The 17,252-nt window shown below is 67.0% G+C and carries 17 protein-coding genes; 12 read left to right on the forward strand and 5 right to left on the reverse strand.

Going from position 1 to position 17,252, the window contains the following annotated elements:
- Nucleotides 1-232 precede the first annotated feature (232 nt).
- Both EC845_RS02270 and EC845_RS02275 read right to left on the reverse strand, forming a co-directional pair.
- Complete coding sequence (locus EC845_RS02270) at nucleotides 233-988, reverse strand: sulfite exporter TauE/SafE family protein (protein WP_199739704.1); 756 nt, start codon at nucleotides 986-988, stop codon at nucleotides 233-235.
- A gap of 100 nt (nucleotides 989-1,088) precedes the next feature.
- Nucleotides 1,089-2,108 carry a LysR substrate-binding domain-containing protein gene (locus EC845_RS02275; RefSeq protein ID WP_199739705.1) on the reverse strand — a complete coding sequence of 340 codons (1,020 nt, stop codon included), beginning with the start codon at nucleotides 2,106-2,108 and terminating at the stop codon, nucleotides 1,089-1,091.
- A 200-nt stretch (nucleotides 2,109-2,308) separates the two neighbouring features.
- On the opposite strand from EC845_RS02275, the gene EC845_RS02280 reads away from it, so the two are divergent.
- The 9 genes from EC845_RS02280 to EC845_RS02320 all read left to right on the forward strand — a co-directional run bounded on the left by EC845_RS02280 (nucleotide 2,309) and on the right by EC845_RS02320 (nucleotide 12,271).
- Entirely contained in the window at nucleotides 2,309-3,325 is a 1,017-nt protein-coding gene (locus tag EC845_RS02280; protein ID WP_123295594.1) for a LysR substrate-binding domain-containing protein, read from the forward strand.
- A 49-nt stretch (nucleotides 3,326-3,374) separates the two neighbouring features.
- Entirely contained in the window at nucleotides 3,375-4,364 is a 990-nt protein-coding gene (locus EC845_RS02285; protein WP_123295595.1) for a membrane dipeptidase, read from the forward strand.
- A gap of 75 nt (nucleotides 4,365-4,439) precedes the next feature.
- Nucleotides 4,440-5,492 (forward strand): ABC transporter substrate-binding protein, encoded by a 1,053-nt coding sequence (locus tag EC845_RS02290; protein ID WP_123296315.1) that lies wholly within the window; start codon nucleotides 4,440-4,442, stop codon nucleotides 5,490-5,492.
- 37 nt (nucleotides 5,493-5,529) lie between these two features.
- Nucleotides 5,530-6,699, forward strand: a complete 1,170-nt coding sequence (locus EC845_RS02295; protein WP_123295596.1) for an ABC transporter ATP-binding protein — start codon at nucleotides 5,530-5,532, stop codon at nucleotides 6,697-6,699.
- On the forward strand, nucleotides 6,696-7,592 hold the full coding sequence (locus tag EC845_RS02300) for an ABC transporter permease (protein ID WP_123295597.1): 897 nt from the start codon (nucleotides 6,696-6,698) through the stop codon (nucleotides 7,590-7,592). Before EC845_RS02295 ends, EC845_RS02300 begins: the two co-directional genes overlap by 4 nt.
- Nucleotides 7,589-8,419 carry an ABC transporter permease gene (locus EC845_RS02305; RefSeq protein ID WP_123295598.1) on the forward strand — a complete coding sequence of 277 codons (831 nt, stop codon included), beginning with the start codon at nucleotides 7,589-7,591 and terminating at the stop codon, nucleotides 8,417-8,419. Before EC845_RS02300 ends, EC845_RS02305 begins: the two co-directional genes overlap by 4 nt.
- A gap of 35 nt (nucleotides 8,420-8,454) precedes the next feature.
- On the forward strand, nucleotides 8,455-10,041 hold the full coding sequence (locus EC845_RS02310) for a M81 family metallopeptidase (RefSeq protein ID WP_123295599.1): 1,587 nt from the start codon (nucleotides 8,455-8,457) through the stop codon (nucleotides 10,039-10,041).
- 53 nt (nucleotides 10,042-10,094) lie between these two features.
- Complete coding sequence (locus EC845_RS02315; protein WP_123295600.1) at nucleotides 10,095-11,588, forward strand: NAD(P)-binding domain-containing protein; 1,494 nt, start codon at nucleotides 10,095-10,097, stop codon at nucleotides 11,586-11,588.
- Nucleotides 11,585-12,271, forward strand: coding sequence for a 2-hydroxychromene-2-carboxylate isomerase (locus tag EC845_RS02320; protein WP_123295601.1), 687 nt, complete (start codon nucleotides 11,585-11,587; stop codon nucleotides 12,269-12,271). The genes EC845_RS02315 and EC845_RS02320 overlap by 4 nt, the downstream gene beginning before the upstream one ends.
- A 110-nt stretch (nucleotides 12,272-12,381) precedes the next feature.
- Here the strand turns inward: EC845_RS02320 and EC845_RS02325 are convergent, their stop codons facing one another.
- Nucleotides 12,382-12,678 (reverse strand): hypothetical protein, encoded by a 297-nt coding sequence (locus tag EC845_RS02325; protein ID WP_123295602.1) that lies wholly within the window; start codon nucleotides 12,676-12,678, stop codon nucleotides 12,382-12,384.
- Nucleotides 12,679-12,933: 255 nt separating this feature from the next.
- Entirely contained in the window at nucleotides 12,934-13,110 is a 177-nt protein-coding gene (locus tag EC845_RS22245; RefSeq protein WP_158615585.1) for a hypothetical protein, read from the reverse strand.
- A 189-nt stretch (nucleotides 13,111-13,299) separates the two neighbouring features.
- Between EC845_RS22245 and EC845_RS22250 the strand changes: the two genes are divergently transcribed.
- Entirely contained in the window at nucleotides 13,300-13,437 is a 138-nt protein-coding gene (locus EC845_RS22250; protein WP_158615586.1) for a hypothetical protein, read from the forward strand.
- Nucleotides 13,438-13,601: 164 nt separating this feature from the next.
- The gene (gene yjjJ / locus EC845_RS02330) at nucleotides 13,602-14,942 is read left to right on the forward strand and encodes a type II toxin-antitoxin system HipA family toxin YjjJ (protein ID WP_123295603.1); all 1,341 of its coding nucleotides are present in this window, start codon (nucleotides 13,602-13,604) and stop codon (nucleotides 14,940-14,942) included.
- Nucleotides 14,943-15,136: 194 nt separating this feature from the next.
- On the opposite strand, the gene EC845_RS02335 is transcribed toward yjjJ, so the two are convergent.
- Complete coding sequence (locus EC845_RS02335; RefSeq protein WP_123295604.1) at nucleotides 15,137-16,066, reverse strand: LysR family transcriptional regulator; 930 nt, start codon at nucleotides 16,064-16,066, stop codon at nucleotides 15,137-15,139.
- Nucleotides 16,067-16,180: 114 nt separating this feature from the next.
- On the opposite strand from EC845_RS02335, the gene EC845_RS02340 reads away from it, so the two are divergent.
- The gene (locus tag EC845_RS02340) at nucleotides 16,181-17,227 is read left to right on the forward strand and encodes a zinc-binding dehydrogenase (RefSeq protein ID WP_123295605.1); all 1,047 of its coding nucleotides are present in this window, start codon (nucleotides 16,181-16,183) and stop codon (nucleotides 17,225-17,227) included.
- The last annotated feature ends 25 nt before the right edge of the window (nucleotides 17,228-17,252 follow it).

Here is a 17,252-nt window from a genome sequence, read left to right on the forward strand (position 1 = left end):
CGGCATCCGGCGCCATTCCGCTGGAATCGAAGCCCTGCATCCCCTCGGTGAAACACCCCCCGGCACGGTGCGATTCCCTGCCCCATTCATGTTCTGATTGTTTGCGAGAAATCGTGAAAAGAAGAATGATGGCTATCACATTGAGCGATCTGTTTTTGGCGAGTCGAGGACGCCGGTTTCGATCGGAACCTGCGCTGGCCCGGCATGGGTTGCATGCGATGGGGCATCGCCCTCAACCCAGTCGAGCCATCAAGCGGGGCAAGGCCGATATCAGCAAAGCGCAGCCCGAGACGGTCAGCAGCCCCAGCACGATCGTCCTGAATGCCGCCTCGCTCATGCCCACATACAGCCGGGTTCCGATGAAAGCGGGAATTAGCATGGCAGGACCGACGATGGCGAAATACGGCAGCATGTCGCGTTCGACGACGCCGGTGGCAAGATAGGTGGCCATCGTCACGGCCAGCATCGAGAGGTTGAAGTTCTGGATCACGGCGCGCTGCGTGTCTTTCTCGAAACCGCGCAGCGTGCACCACAGCGTCGGCACCGTGCCGGTGAAGCCGCCGATGCCGCCCATGGCGCCGCCCACCACACCGACCAGCCCATCGGCCACGCGGCCACCGCGCTCGATGCGAGGCAGATTCTTCGCCATCAGCATGGCCGGGCACCACAGCACAAGAAGGCCTCCCAGCACGGCCTTGAAGACATCGATGTCCATCCTCGGCAGCAGCCAGACCCCCAGCGGCACGCCGCACAGGCCCCCCAGCAGAAACGGCAGCAACAGCGGCGCATTCAGCTTGCGCCTCAACGAAGCCGCGGCGACGATCTGCCCGGTCAGCGAGCCGAACACGGCGAGCGCGGCCGCCAGGCGAGGGTCGAGCACCCAGACCCAGAACGACATGGCCACCATGCCGAAAGCGAATCCCGACAGTCCCTGCACAAAACCGGCCACGATCGCCCCGACGGCCACCAGCACATAAACGGATTCCAACAGCTCATCCTCCTCGGCGCCCCTGCACCGGATTGGGGCCATTATGGCGAAGTGCCATTAGCTGGATATTTGATATTCATATCAACCCATAAGTCTCAACTTATGACGCCGAAGGCGCCCCGCCAACCTCCGGCACACGGGTGAATCGCCTCGCCATTTCCTGTGCCGCCTGCCGGAGTGCAGCCGCGAACAGCTCCTGCTCCTCGTACTGGGCCCCCTCCAGCCGCTGAAACAAGGTGATGGGCGGCAAGGTCCAGCCGAACCGGTGGTCGACGATGCCCACGCCGGCAATGCGTGCCAGCTCATCGGCGATGTCCCAGGGCACGATGGAGACCGCCCGTTCATTCACCGCGACGAGTTCACCCATGATCTTGGCGGAAAGACTCTCGACGATCGGCGGCGGCGGAACCACGTTGGCTCTGAGAAAAAAGTCGGTGATCTGCTCTCGCATGGGGGTGCGTCGAGCGCCCAGAATCCAGTCGAGCTCGGTGAGTTCGGCCCACTGCAAGGGCTTGCGCCCGAGCTGCCGGGCGAGTTGGCGATGGGCGATCAGACGCGGTTCCTGCTGATAGAGCACATCGTGCCGCAGCCCGGTCATGTCGAGGATGGCCGAGGTGCGCCCGATGACGCAGTCCAGCTCATGTGCCCTCAACTGCGCCAGCAGATGGTCGCTGGTGTTCTCGTGCAAGGTCACCGTCACACGCCGGCCGTCGGGCCGGGTCCGGGCGATCGCGGTCGCCAGCAGCTTGCCGGGCACGAACGGAATCACGCCGACATGGAGATGGGCCGCACGCCCCTGGCCCACGGCCTCGATGTCTTGCGCCCAATGGCCGAGGTCCGACAGCAGGGTCTTGGCGCGTGCCAGCACCAGCCGTCCCAGTTCGGTCGGCGACATGCCCCTCGAGGACCGGGTGAACAACGGCGCCCCGAACAGCGACTCCAGCTCGGCCAGGGCTTGCGTGACGGCGGGCTGGCTGGTGGCCAGTTGCTGCGCGACACGGGTCAGCGACCGCTGCTCCTCGATGGCCTGCAGCAGCAGGAAGTGTTTCATCCGCAGCCGCGTCACCATGCGATGGACCATCGCCGACTCCGCGCCGCGTCTTGAAAGGGGTGTTGTCATGGCTGCCCACTATAGAGAGTCACACCCCCCGGAACGGTCGAAGTCGGGCTCGAACACGCGTGTCCCATATCGACGGTCACAAGCAAATAACCAAAGATTATTTGTTTTTGAATGATCTGGCTTCTATCATTCATAAAAAGCATTCTTGCTTCCTCCTCTTTCTTTGCCTGGCGGCAAGCCCGCCACGTCCGGACCGCCCTATGGAAATGCGCCACTTCGATGCCTTTGCCGCCGTCATGTCGGCGGGCAGCGTCACGGCTGCCGGCGCCCTGCTGGGGCGTTCGCAGCCCGCGGTCACGCGCCTGATCCAGGAGCTCGAAGACAGCCTGGGTTACGCCCTCTTCGAGCGCAGCGGTCCCCGCATCACGCCCACGGCTCGCGCCTTCCAGCTGTATCAGGAAGTCGAGCGTTCGCTGATCGGCCTGCACCGCATCCGCGAACGGGCCCTGGCGATTGCCAACGACAGCCAGGCGCCCTTGTCGATTGCCGCCACGCCGTCGCTGGCCAGCGGCATCCTGTCGCAGGCGCTGGCCCAGGTGCAGGCCGGCGGACTCGATCTCCCGCCCAGCCTTCAGGTCCATACCGGCTCGGACGAGTACGTGGTCGAATCCGTGCTGGCCCAGCGTTTCGACATCGGCTTGGCCACGCTGCCTCTCGACCATCGCGGCCTGGAAATCCACTGGATCGGCGAAGCGCCCTGCGTGGCGGTCGTGCACCGCGACAGCCCCCTGGCGGCGCAGGCACGGATCGAGTGGCACGACATGGCCGCGCATCGCCTGATCACGCTGGCCAATGCCTTCCGGCTGCGCGGCCGCATCAACGCCGCACTGAACGCGGCCTGCGACGGGAAGGGTGTCAAGCCGGCCGGCCTGCTCGAAACCAACACCTCGGTGCATGCCATCCTGGCCGCGCGGGCCGGGCTGGGCATCGCGCTGGTGGAGCCGTCCACGGCCTACGGCGCGGGCATCGACGGCGTGGTGGTGCGCCCGCTGCCCGTGCACATTCCGTTCTACTTCGGCGCCGTCACGCCGTACGGCAAGTCGTCGACACCGGTCGCCACCGCCCTGCTCGAGGCCCTGGCTCAGGCGGCCAGCGCCCTGCAGGGTTTCAAGCGCCACGAAGGCCGCCGCCACGAGGCCCTGCTGCAGAAATTCCATGGCGAAGTGGCACCGCCTCCGGCCACGCTGACCATCGCGCGGCCTGGCGGACGCGGCTGAGCCGCTTCGCACCGCCGTTCCCTTCTTGTCTCACACGCTGAAAGCCCCCATGTCCACCGTGCATCCCGTTTATCAGGAATCCATCGTTCTCGACGCACTCAACATCTGCAACTGGTCCGAGGACATCTTCAAGGAATGGCGGACCGGCGGCATCGATGCGGTCTCGGCGACCTGCGGCCTGTGGGAGAACTTCCCCGAGTCGATCAAGCGGGTGGTCGAGTGGAAGAAATGGTTCGAGCAATACGCCGACCTCATCGTGCAGGCGCACAGCGTGGCCGACATCCGTCAGGCCAAGCGCGACGGCCGCACGGCGGTGGTGCTGTCGTGGCAGAACACCTCGGGCATCGAGGACCAGCTCGACTACCTGCGGGTGTTCCGCGACCTGGGCGTGCGCATCATGCAACTGACCTACAACACCCAGAACTACTCGGGAGCCGGCTACACCGAATTGCGCGATTCGGGACTCACCGGTTTTGGCCGCGAGGTGGTCGACCAGATGGGCGAACTGGGCATCGTCTGCGACCTGTCGCACGTCGGCAACCTGACCACGGACGACGTGATCGCCTATGCGAAGGTGCCGCCCTGCTTCACCCACATTCAGCCCGCCGGCATGAAAGACATCGGACGCAACAAGCCCGACGCGCAGATCAAGGCCATCGGCCAGCGCGGCGGCATGGTGGGCCTGTCCCAGTTCGGTCCCTTCATGAAGAAGGGGAACGACTCGACGATCGACGACTACGTCGAGGCGCTGGACTATGTGATCGACCTCGCCGGCGAGGACCATGTCGGCATCGGCTCGGACGCCTCGCAGGGCCATGCGCGTCCCAGCGAGTTCCTGGTGTGGTGCAACAAGGACAAGGGTTATGCCCGCCAGCTCACCCCCTGGGGCAGCGACAAGGTCGTCAAGCCTTTGGGCCCGCTGGCCGAGCGCCCGCTGCTGGCCGACGCCATGGCGCGTGCCGGCTGGAGCGACGAACGCATGCGCAAGGTACTGGGCGAGAACTGGCTCAACTACCTGGAAAAAGTCTGGGGCGGCTGAGCCCGGTTGGCCTCGCCTCGTTTCTTTCCTCTCGATTTCGACGACACCTTCATTTCACACAAGGACACTACTGCCATGGCTTTGCGTTCCACTACCCGTCGCCGCCTGATCGCGGCAGCCAGTCTGCTGGGCCTGATCGGCTCGGCCCATGCCCAGGCCACCCAGGACATCACCGTGGTCGGGTTTTTCGGTCTGTTCCAGGACAAATACACGGAGGCGGTGATCAAGCCCTTCGAACAAGCCAACCCGGATGTGAAGGTCAACTACCGTCCCGTGCGCAACTCGGCCGAAACGCTGGCCCTGCTGCGCCTGCAGCGCGCCAATCCCACGGTCGATCTGGCGATCCTGGATGTGTCGGTGGCCGCCGGCGCCAACAAGGAAGGCCTGTTCACCGCCCTCGATCCCCGCAAGGTCGGCAACCTGGCCGACCTGCAGGCCTGGGCCCGCCCGGCCGGCAACATGGGCGCGGTGATCTCGCGCGATGACCTGGCCATCATCTACAACACGCAGCAGGTCAAGACGCCGCCGACCAGCTGGAACGACCTCGCACGGCCCGAGTTCCGCCGCAAGCTGGCCTTCCCCATCGCCGACACGCGCGGCGTGGTGCTGCTGCCGATCTTTGCCCGCATGGCCGGCAAGGACTACAAGGACACCATCGATCCGGGGATCGCCCAGCTCAAGACGATCGCCCCCAATGTGCAGACCTGGGAACCGCAGCCCGACATCTACACCGCCGTGCGCTCCGGCCAGGCCGCCATCGGCATCGGCTGGAACGGCCGTGGCCAGTACACCCACGACATCTCGAACGGCGAAGTCGCGGTGGCCATTCCCAAGGAAGGCAGCGTGGGCCAGCTCAACACCATCAACCTGGTGGCCAATGCACCCCAGTCGGATGCCGCCCAGCGTTTCGTGAACTACGCGCTCAGCCCCGAAGCCCAGGCCCGCTTTGCCGCGGCGGTCTTCTACGGCCCGACCAACAGCAAGGTCAAGCTCGACCCGGCGCTGCGCACCCGCATCTTCGGCACGCCCGACGTGGAAAAGCGCGCCATCGAACTCGACTGGGACTGGATCTCGGGCCAGTACGCACCGTGGGTGCAGCGCATCAAGCGTGAAGTGATCGGCGGCTGAGCGCCCGGCCCCGCCAACAGCAGACAGAACAAGCCCGATGACAGCAGCAGACTCCACCCCCAACCCCGCCAGCGCCGCCGCGCCGGCTTCTTACGTGCAGGTCCAGGGCCTCGCCAAACGGTATCCCGGCCAGCAGGGCACGGCGGTGGAAGGCGTGAGCTTTTCTCTCGCGCGCGGCGAGATGCTCGCGCTGCTGGGGCCGTCGGGCTGCGGCAAGACCACGGTGCTGCGCATGGTGGCCGGCCTGGTCGAGGCCGATGCCGGGCGGGTGTTGCTGGCCGGCCGCGACCTGACCGGCGTGCCGGTCTATAAACGCAACATCGGCATGGTGTTCCAGTCGTACGCTCTGTTCCCGCACATGACGGTGGCCGAAAACGTGGGCTTCGGGCTCGAGATGCAGAAAGTCGATCGCACGGAGCGCGGGCGCCGTGTCCGCGAGTCGCTCGATCTGGTGCGGCTGGAGGGCCTGGACGCACGACCGGTGCGCCAGCTCTCGGGCGGCCAGCAGCAGCGCGTGGCCCTGGCGCGCGCACTGGCCAGCCGGCCCGACGTGCTGCTGCTCGACGAGCCTCTTTCCAACCTCGACGCCAAGCTGCGCGACGAGATGCGGGTCGAGATCCGGCGCATTCAGAAGACACTGGGCATGACCACGCTGTTCGTGACCCACGACCAGGACGAAGCGCTGTCCATGGCCGACCAGGTCGCGCTGATGCATCAGGGCCGCATCGTTCAGTTCGGCACGCCGCGTGAAGTCTACGAGGAACCCGCCGACCGCTTTGTCGCCGACTTCATCGGCAGGGCCAACCTGCTCGACGGCCGCATCGTCTCGCACATGAACGGACAGGCCTGCATCGCCGTCGATGGCGTGGGCATGTTCTCGGTGCAGGCCCGCGCGCTGCAGAGCCTGGCTCCCCAGGGTCAGGTGACGCTGGCCGTGCGGCCGCATCGTCTTCAGGTCCTGCCGGCGCAAGCCGTGTCCGACGGACTGCTCGATGATGCGCTGGGCGAAGACAGCGTGCCGGCCGTCGTCGAATCCGTGGCGTACCGGGGCGACCTGCTGGCTTACGGTCTGCGGGTCAACGGCCAGTTGCTGCAAGCCGAAGTCGCGGCCGGACGCGGCGTCGATGCCCGCGGTTTCGGCCTGGGCGAGCCGGTGCTGCTGACCTGGCAGTCCGACGCCGCAACCCTGGTCGGGCGGTCCGCATGAGTGCGCACGCGCTGCCTTCTCGCCGGGGCTCGGGGGCGGCCCGGCACATCCGGCTGGCCCTGATGCTGCCGGGGCTGCTCGGACTCGGCGTCACGTTCCTGCTGCCGCTGGCCTGGCTGTTTCGCATGTCGCTGTCGGATGCGCAGCTCGGCCAGCCCGACACCGGCCGCCTGACCCTGCAGTACTACGCCAGCGCACTGGCCGATCCCTTCTACTGGAAGGTCGCGCTCAACACCTTTGCGATGTCGGCACTGGTTGCCGTGCTGGCCGTGCTGCTGTCGTTTCCCATCGCGTTGTTCCTGGCGCGCTCGCAAAGCCGCTGGCGGGGTGTGCTGGTGGCGCTGGCCATCGCGCCGCTGCTGACCTCGACGGTGGTGCGCACCTATGGCTGGATGGTGATCCTCGGCGATCAGGGTCTGGTCAACGGCAGCCTGCGCTGGCTGGGGTGGATCGACGCGCCGCTGCCCATCTCCAACAACTTCTTTGCCGCCGTGATCGCGCTCACCGAACTGCTCATGCCCTACGCCATCCTGGCCATGCTCAGCGGCTTCGGGCGGCTGCATGCGGACTACGAATCGGCTGCCGCGCTGCTGGGAGCCAACCGCTGGAAGGTGCTGTGGCGCATCGTGCTGCCCTTGAGCGTGCCCGGCATCGCCACCGGCGCGCTGCTGGTGTTCGTGCTGTCGCTGTCGGCGTTCGTCACGCCCCGGCTGGTGGGCGGTGGCCGGGTCTTCCTGCTGGCGACCGAGATCTACAGCGAAGCCACGGTGACGCTCAACTGGCCGCTGGCCGCTGCGCTGTCGGCCATCCTGCTCGTGCTGTTCGGCGGCGTCATCGTGATCTATCAGCGGGTGCTGAGCGCCGCCGACCGCCGCTACGGAGAATCCGCATGACGCACACCGCCGTTCCCTCGCCGCAGCCGGCCGTCCGCCGCAAGCCCTGGCCCATCGGCCGCTGGCTGCATGGGCTGGCCATTGCCCTGCTCTACCTCTTCCTGCTGGCCCCCATCGTGGTGGTGCTGGTGGTGTCCTTCGACAACCGCCCTTACCTGAGCTTCCCGCCGCAGAGCTGGTCGCTGGATTCCTACCGGCAGGTTCTCCAGAACCAGTCCTTCCTCAAGGCCTTCCACGTCAGTCTGGTGGTGGGCGCGATCGCCGCGCTGCTGTCGCTGGCCGCCGGTGTGGGTGTCGCCCTGGCGCTGCGCCGGCCGGCCCGTGGGCGCGACGCGGTGCAGGCCCTGTTCATGTCGCCCCTGCTGGTGCCCAACATCGTGCTCGGCGTGGCGCTGCTGCTGGTGCTGTCGTCGCTGGGCCTGCTCGACTCCTACCTGGGCCTGGTGCTGGCGCACGTGGGCATCACCCTGCCCTATGTGGTGCGAACCGTGAGCCTGAGCCTCAAGTCGGTCGATGCACGCTGCGAAGAGGCCGCGCTCACGCTCGGTGCACCGCCCCGCGTCGTCTTCTGGCGTGTGACCCTGCCCCTGATTCGCCCGGGCGTCATCGCCGGCGGCGTCATTGCTTTCCTGATTTCGTTCGATGAAGCCGTGATCTCGCTGTTCGTCACCGGAACCCGGACCTCGACCCTGCCGGTCGAGGTCTATCGTTACATCGAATACCGCACCGACCCGCAGGTCGCCGCGCTGTCCGCATTGCTGATCGCCGTGTCGGTGGTGGTGGTGCTGCTGGTCGAGCGCCTGCTGGGCCTCAGGCGGGCTCTGTAGACCAACGAGAGAGCGGGCCGCACGGCCCGTCCGAGATGCGCGTACTGCTCTTGCAACTGTTTCACGAGGCACATGCCTTCACGCCTCAACTGGTCGGCGTCGACGACTTTCGGCGCCGGCACTTCGTCTCGGGCGACGCCGCGAGACAGCAACTGGCGCGCGGCAGCAACTGGATGGCCGGTGCGCTGGCCACCCTCGACGACGCCGGTGCGCAGGTGCACCTGGGTCTTTGCACCGCCTGCCTGCCGGGCGGCTCGGTGCGCGAAGCCGACTATGCCTCGCTGTCGGCAGCCTGGTTCGACGCCGTCGACACCGCCTGCCGCGAGCATGGCCCGTTCGATGCCGTGCTGCTGCTGTTGCACGGTGCCCTGGCAGTCGTCGGCCAGGCCGATCCCGAAGCCGAACTGGTGCAGGCCGTGCGCACCCGCGTCGGGCCCCGGCCGGTGATCGGCGTGGCGCTGGACTTTCATTGCAACATCGGCCCCGGACTGGTGCAGGCCGCCGACGTGGTGGTCGCCGGCCGCGCGTACCCGCATGTCGATGTGGCCGAACGGGGCGCACGCCTGGTCCGGCTGGTCATGCACCGGCTCGGCCATGAAACCGCCCGCAGTGCCCGCCGCACGCGCCACGTCCGCCTGCCGCTGGTGGTGCCGATGAACCGCATGCAGACCGTCGACGGCCCTTTCGCCGAACTGGCGGCCAAGGCCCGTGCGCTCGAGATCGAGCTGGGTCTCGACGATCTGGCCATCGTGGGCGGTTTCCCCTATGCCGATCACGACCGGGCCTGCGCGAGCGTGCTGGCCAGCGGTCCGCAGCAGGCCTGCCAGCAGGCCGTCCGCGCGCTGGCCGGCCTGGCCTGGCGCCTGCGCCGGGAGCTGCTCAGGCCTCAGCCCGATGCCCGTCTCCTGCGCGACTGGCTCAACGAACCGGGCTCCGGCACGCTGGTCGTTGCCGACTGCGGAGACAACCCCGGCGCCGGCGGGCTGGGCCGCGACGGCACCCTGCTGGCCGAAGTGCTGCGCAGCACCCGCCGTTTCGCCGCCGGCATCCACATCGATCCCCGGACGGTTGCCCTGGCGCGGCAGGCGGGCGTGGACGGCGAGATCGGCTTCGAATTGCGCCGGGCCGGCCCGGGCCCGGACGACCAGGCCTTGCTGGGCGTCTGGACCGCCCGTGTGGTGCGCGTCGGCTCATTCGTCTATCGCAACAGCGGTCCGATGATGACGGGCGAAACACTGGACGGCGGCCTGGGCTGCGTGCTGTACATCGAAGGCGGCCGTGGCGCCAGCGGCCACGTTCTGGTGGCCAGCGAACGCATCCAGCCCTACGATACGCAGGCCTTCCTCAGCCAGCAGGTCGCACTCGACGGACTCGACGTCATCCTGCTCAAGTCCTCGGCCCATTTCCGGGCCGCTTATGCGCCGTGCGCCACCTGGCAGCCCGGGCCCGCCATCCGCGTGGCCGACGGCGGCGGCTGGGCCAGTCCGGATCTGCGCCGCTACATCGGTGTCTTGCCCGCCACCGACGGCAGCGCGGGACGCACACGTGCCGTATTACCCTTCCACCTCCTCGACGACAGCCGCTGGTCGGACCTGATCGAGGACGAACCCGACATGCAGTGACCGGACCCTCGCGACCTTGCGTCCTGCATTTCCATTGATTGCCCCCTCCTGACATGACTACAGACCTGAGCCTGCCGATCCTCGAGGCCGAACTGCGACAACAGCTCGACGACCTCACCCTGCCTGCCGCCCCCTGGGTCGAACCCCGCACGGTCGACGGCCAAGCCGTGCTCGACGTGCTCATCGTCGGCGCCGGCATGTGTGGACTGTCGGCCTCCGCCGCCCTGCGTTTTCTGGGCATCGACCGCCAGCGCATCGTCGACCGCGCCCCCCAGGGACAGGAAGGTCCGTGGGTCACCTATGCCCGCATGGAGACGCTGCGCTCGCCCAAGAGCCTCACCGGGCCCGCGCTCGACATCCCCGCCCTGACCTTCCGGGCCTGGCATCGCGCGCGATTCGGCGAAGCCGCCTGGGCCGCGGTCGACAAGATCCCCCGCACGATGTGGATGGACTACCTCCGCTGGTATCGCCATGCGCTGGACATCCCCGTCGAGAACGGTGTCGCGCTGCTCGGTCTCGAACCGCAGGCCGGCGGCCTGGTCTGCGCGCGGCTCTCCGGCCCGGGCGGCGAGGAACGTGTGCTGGCCCGCCATGTGGTGCTGGCCAACGGACGCGACGGCCTCGGCGGAAAGTTCATCCCCGCCAACGTCCAGCGCCTGCCGCAGGCGCTCTGGGCCCACACCTCGGACGACATCGACTTCGCCGCACTGCGCGGCAAGGCCGTGGCTGTGATCGGTGCAGGCGCGTCGGCCATGGACAACGCCGCCACGGCGCTGGAAAACGGCGCGGCCCGGGTCGACCTCTTCATCCGCCGTGCCGACATCCCTCGCATCAACAAGCTCACCGGCGTGAGCAATCCGGGCCTCGTCCACGGCTACCAGGAGCTGGAAGAGGCCTGGAAACTCCGGGTGATGCACTACTCGCTCGATTCGGGCCCGCCGCCGCCCCGCGCCAGCGTGCTGCGGGTCTCGCGCCACCCGAACGCCTTTTTCCACCTCGACAGCCCCCTGCTCACGCTGGAACCGGCGGACGGACAGGTGCGCATCGTCACCCCCAAAGGCGAATACCGCGCCGATCTGCTGATCGCCGCCACGGGGTTCTCGGTCGACCTGGCCCAGCGCCCCGAACTGGCGACGATTGCCCCCCACATCCGCCGCTGGATCGACCGCCCCGGATGCGAGCCCGGCGAAAGCCGCCATGCGGAAGCCCTGGGCGAACTGCCCGACCTCGGGCCGGGTTTCGAATTCCAGAACAAAGGCCCGTTGCCCCTTCCCGGCCTCGACCATGTGCATTGCTTCAATTACGCTGCAGCGCTCAGCCACGGCAAGGTTTCCGGCGATGTGCCGGCCGTGAGCGTGGGCGCCAAACGCCTGGCCCTGGCCATCGCAGGCACGCTGTTCCGCGAAGACATCGTGGTGCAGTACGCCCGCATGGAGGCCTATGACAAGGCCGAACTGGCCGGCGACGAATGGACGGACGCAGACGCCCCGGCGGATGCGCCCGCGGCCGACAACTCGAGCACAGCCACCGGAGCACGCCCAGCATGACTGCTTCCAACGACTTCCATATCGATCGTTCCCTGATCGTGCGCCGGCCCGAATCGGCGGCACCCGCCAACGGCACGGCGCGGCCGCTGCTGCAGATCTTCTACGGCATCTCCTCGCCCTGGGCCTATCTGGGCGCTCCCCGCGCCTATGCACTGGCCGACCGGCTCGGCGCAGACCTGGCGCTGCGCCCCATCCGCGTGATCCAGGCCAACGGCGGCATCCCGCTGCGCACACGCCCCGATGCCCGCCAGCACTACCACGCCGTCGAGCTCGACCGCTGGCGCCGCCGCCTGGACATGCCGCTCAATCTCGAGCCGCGCTTCTATCCCTGCCGCACCATCGAACTGGCCGCACAGGCCGTGATCGCGGTCACCCAGGCCGGACTCGACGGCCGGGCCTATTCGTTCGCCGTCCAGCGTGCACTGTGGGCCGAGGACCGGGACATCGCCGACGTCGCGACTTTGCGCGCCATCGCCCGCGAGACCCTGGGCGACCCGCTCGACGACCTCGATTTCGAACGCCCCGCGACAGCCGTCGTCGAGGCTTGGGAAAACGATCTGGCGACTGCCGAAAACCTGGGCATCTTCGGTACGCCGACCTATGTGGTGGGCACCGAACTGTTCTGGGGTCAGGATCGCCTCGACTTCGTCGAAGAAGCACTCGAGGCCCAGCGAACGAGCTGAAAGAACCGTTCTTTCGGTCGCGTCAGCCGCCGAATCCAGGCATGGCCTCGCAATCGCGCGGGTACACACCGGGGGGGCTCTCCGCGCTTGTGCGCCCGCCCGGTCGTTGATCAGCGAGCCGCCAGGGCGTGACGCCATTGCTGCGCGATGCGTTCCCTCAATCCGCGCAAGCCGATCGCCTGGGCGCCGTGTGCAATGCCGACCAGCAACTCGCGCCGTTGCCGCAGCGACAGGCCACTGCCCCACAACTCGATGGTCGCAGCGGCCATGCGCCGCATTTGCCGCCGTCCGGCGGGGCTGGCGAGGCTGACGGGGGTGATCGAACGGCGCGGACGGATCGCGGTGGCGATCGAGCCGCCTTCGTCTTCCCAAACGTCCACCGAATTGGATTGATCGACCGATGTCATGGTGCACCTCCGTGCGAAAAATTTCTCAAGGAATAACGCCCGCAGAACCATGAATCCTGTCGACACGTCGGCTGTTTTTGACCAGAAGTGCGAGCACGACATAAAACATCGTTTCGCCTTTTTAATCCAACCTCGATTTCCTTTAGCCCATGTCATGCAATGCACAGATACGGTTTCGGGAAAGACGGTGTTCGAGGATGGCAAACACAAGGCAGCATCCCCATCGGCCGGTCGCCGTCAAGGACTGCAGAAGAATCAGGCCAACGCGGGCTCCAGCGGGTGCAGCTTCCAGGCCTTGACCGTGACGGCCACTGTCGTGGCAAAGAGCGATCCGCCCGACAGGCGCTCGGGCTCGGTCGATGGCGGTGCCTTGGGAACCAGCCGAAGCAATGGTTTGGTTTGGGGGACAAGATGCAGAATGGGTTTTGACATGGGGGCTCCGACTGAATTCGTGAAAATGAAGACAAAATGTCTCTTTCAACCATCATGCGCCTTATTTCTTGATATTTCACGATTTCTATTTATTTAAAAACTCCAAAGCCTATAAAAGATACCCGAATCCCATAAACGGCGTAAGCTGAGGGAGCCCGACCGGGCGCATATAACCTCCAGGAGTCTTTCATGTCCAAACGCCAAAACGGAAACCGGGAGGCCAAGAAGCCCAAACAAGCCCCCAAGCCCGCGCCTCCCGCCGCCGGCATCGCGTCGTCCCCTCTGGCCCAGTCCGTGACGCGGGCCGCGGCCCTCAAGAAGAAGTGAGACACACAACGGACCCGCCACTCCCCCTGGCGCCGTGGGATACGGCCGTGAGCCCGTCCCGACACAGAGGGGCATGCGCGGCAGACCGCGTCTTCGGCTAGAATTCACACCTTTATCTATTCGAATATCTATTCATTTATTTATTCGATCCAAGGAGTGGACGTTTGTCGAAGCACATCGATGCCCTGCGACGCGCGCTCTCCTCAGGCCCCACGAGCGCACGTCAACTGGGAAAAGACCTGGCGGTGAGCCAGCCGACCATCTCGCGCGCCCTGGCCGAACTCGGCAGCGAGCGGGTCAGCATAGGCGCTGCGAGATCTATTCACTATGCCTTGCGCGACGGCACAAGGGGTTTGCCCGACATGCCGGTCTACCGCGTGGATACGGCAGGCCGCGTTTGCCTGCTCGGACGGCTGATCCCGGTGCGCCCGGAAGGCTTCGTGATGCGGCAGGAAGACGGCGTTGCCCTGCATACCGAGGGGTTGCCGTGGTGGTTGCTCGACATGCGGCCCCAGGGTTTTCTGGGGCGTGCCTATGCCGCGCGGCACGGCGCCGAGCTGGGCTTGCCGACGCAGTTGCAGCACTGGTCCGACACCCATGCCTTGCGTGCCCTGCTCGTGCACGGCCATGACGGGGTCGGCAACGTGCTGCTGGGCGACCTCGCCCGCGACCGTTTTCTCGCGGCCCCTGTGCCCGAACCGCTGGCCGATGACGGAAAGCTGCAGGCCTACGTCCGGCTGGCACGCGAGGCCGCCGACGGCGAGGCGCCGGGGTCGTCCGCTGGCGGCGAACAGCCCAAGTTCACCGCCTACGCCAAGACGGAGCGAGGTGACCGGCATGTGCTCGTGAAGTTCACCGAAGCCCTGGACAGCCCGGTCAGCGAGCGCTGGCGCGATCTTCTCGAAGCCGAGCACCTCGCGCTGGCAACCCTGAGAGAGGCCGGTGTATCGGCCGCGGCATCGGCCATCCTCGACCACGGCGGCCAGCGTTTTCTCGAGGTGGTCCGCTTCGACCGCGTCGACACCCTGGGACGACGCGGTCTGATCTCGCTGGCCGCACTCGATGCCGAGTTCGTCGGCAGCGGCGGCGGCTGGCCCGGCCTCTGCCACCGGCTGGCCGAGAGCCGCACCATCGACCGCCAGGCCGCCGAAGACGCCAGCCTGCTGTGGGCCTACGGCACGCTGATCGGCAACACCGACATGCACAGCGGCAATTTGTCGTTCGTGACCGAACAGGGCCGGCCTTATGCGCTGGCCCCGGCCTACGACATGACCTGCATGGCGTTTGCGCCCCGCAACAGCGGCGCTCTGCCGACGACGCTGGCCGAGGCCATGCTGCATGCCGACGTGCCGCACGCCACCTGGCAACGGGCCGAACGACTGGCTGGCGCCTTCCTCGACAGCATCCAGGCTGCAGGCCGCTTCAGCCCCCGTTTTGCCCCCTGCATCGACGCACTGGCCGGACACCTGGCCACGGCCCGCCGCAAGATCGCCCGGATGGGCTGACCATGAAGCGGTCGCGATGGCACCGGCCCATCGCCGGCATCGCACCGCGTCCATCCCGCGTGCCGCCGCCGGCGAGCAACCCGTGCCCCCGATCGAATTGCCGCGCCCGGGCAATCACCGCCAGGTGGAACCAGACCGATTCCGGCAGGGTAAACGGCTTGCCTCTGTAAGTCCGCACGATGGGGACAGGCCGTTCAGCCGTTCCCGATCGCCAGCAGGCTGCTTTCGATGGCACGCAGTTCGTCGACCGCCAAGGCGATCGCCTGGGCCGACCAGTCGTCGAGGGTCCGCCGTTCCGCTGCGACCAGCACCAGCCGGCTGTTGTAGCGCGAGCCCGTCATGCGGCGAAACACGACTCCCTGCCGGATGGGCAATGTCGCGCACGAGGCCGGCACGATGGCCACCCCCAGGCCGCAGGCCACCAGGGCCAGCACGTTGACGAACTGCCCGGCCTCGTGGCGAATGTTGGGCATGAAACCGGCCTCGGCACACAGCGCCGCCGTCTGGTCGAAGAAATCCGATTCGCTGTAGCGAGAAAAACTCACGAAAACCTCGTGCAATGCCTGCTTGAGATTCAGCGGGCCCTGTCCCTGCGCCAAAGGGTGGCCCTGCGGCAGCGCCAGGCAATACGGATCGCTGATGGCGGCGACGGTTTCCAGCCCCTCCAGATCGCCGCCAGGGCGCAGGAAACCCAAGTCGAGCTCGTCGTTGCGCAAGGCCCGCAACTGGCGTGACGACGGGATCATTTCCCGCGCTGCGACCTGGATGTCGAGACCTGCGGCATCGATGCGGCGCAGCAGGCCGGGCAGCAGCGTATGCGTCGTCGAAGGCATCAGCCCCAGCCGCCAGGTCGCGCGCAGCCCGGCCTGCGATTCCCTCGCGCGCACGGTGGCCTGCTGCGCACGGGCCAATATGGCGCGGGCATCTTCGAGAAACGACTGACCGGCCGGCGTCAAGCGAACCCCGCGCGGGACCCGCAGCAGCAGCGTGGCCCCCACCTCGTCTTCAAGCTGCCGGATCTGCGCCGACAGCGGCGGCTGCGCCATGTACAGCTTGTCGGCGGCCCGGCTGATGCTGCCGAGTTCGGCGACCGCCACAAAATAACGCAGATGCCTGAGCTCCATGCTGTTTCTCCCGTTTAAGCATACTCTACAAGTATGCATCACATATCAATACAGTCTTTGACGTATGGATTGACGCATCGCACACTGAAGGCCTCTACGAAAGTCCCGCCCATCATGCAAGCCCTGCGCAAGACCCGCCCCGAACACGGCCTGGAGCTCCTCGACCTGCCGTCCCCCGCATCGCCCGGAGCCGGCGACGTGCTGATCCGTGTGCACGCCACGGGCGTCTGCGGGACAGACTTGCACATCGATGAATGGACACCCAGCTACCACTTCATGAAGGCTGCGCTGCCGGTCACGATCGGACACGAGTTCAGCGGTGTGGTCGAAGCGATCGGCGCCGGGGTCGAAGATCTGAAACTGGGGCAATTGGTGGCCGTGCGCCCCTCGACGGTGTGCGGTCGCTGCGCATCCTGCCAGGCCGGAGATTTCGACGGCTGCGTAACGCGCCGTGGCATCGGCGTGGCCCGCGACGGTGCGTTTGCGCCCTGGGTGGTGGCTCCGGCCCGCAATTGCCTGCGCATGCCCGAAGGCGTGTCGCCCGAGGTCGCCTCGCTGGCCGAACCCTTGACCGTCAGCCACGAAGCCGTGCGGGTCGGCGGCGTCCGGCCCGGTGACCGGGTGCTGGTCCTCGGGCCGGGCAACATCGGCCAGGGCATCGCTCTTTTTGCCCGCGACGCAGGGGCCAGCCAGGTCGTGGTGGCCGGACACGGCGACGCCCCGCGACTGGCCGTGCTGCGCGCCATGGGCTTCGAACACGTGGTCGATTTTGCCGAGTCCGGCATGCAGGCCGGACTGGCGCCTTATCTGGCGGACGGCCCCTTCGACGTGGTGATCGAAGCCACCGGAGCGGCCGGTGTCATCGCGCCCGCATTGCAGGCCCTCAAGCCGCGCGGCGTGCTGGTGATCACCGGCATCCACGCCGCGCCGGTCCCGATCGATCTGGCCGCCCTGGTGCGGCGCCACCAGGAGATCCGCGGCTCTTACCGGGCCCCGGAAGCGAACTGGCAGCAGGTCGTCGACTTCATGGAACGCAACCACGACACGCTGGCCCTGATGATCACGCACCGTGTGCCCCTGGCGCAAGCGCTCGAGGGTTTTGCGCTGGCCCGCAACAAGGTCGCCACCAAAGTGGTGGTGCTGCCGCAGGCCGGTGCCTGAGGTCAAGGCCATACTCAGCGCCACA

It is taken from the genome of Comamonas sp. BIGb0124 (assembly GCF_003752175.1).
GTDB lineage: Bacteria > Pseudomonadota > Gammaproteobacteria > Burkholderiales > Burkholderiaceae_C > Comamonas_F.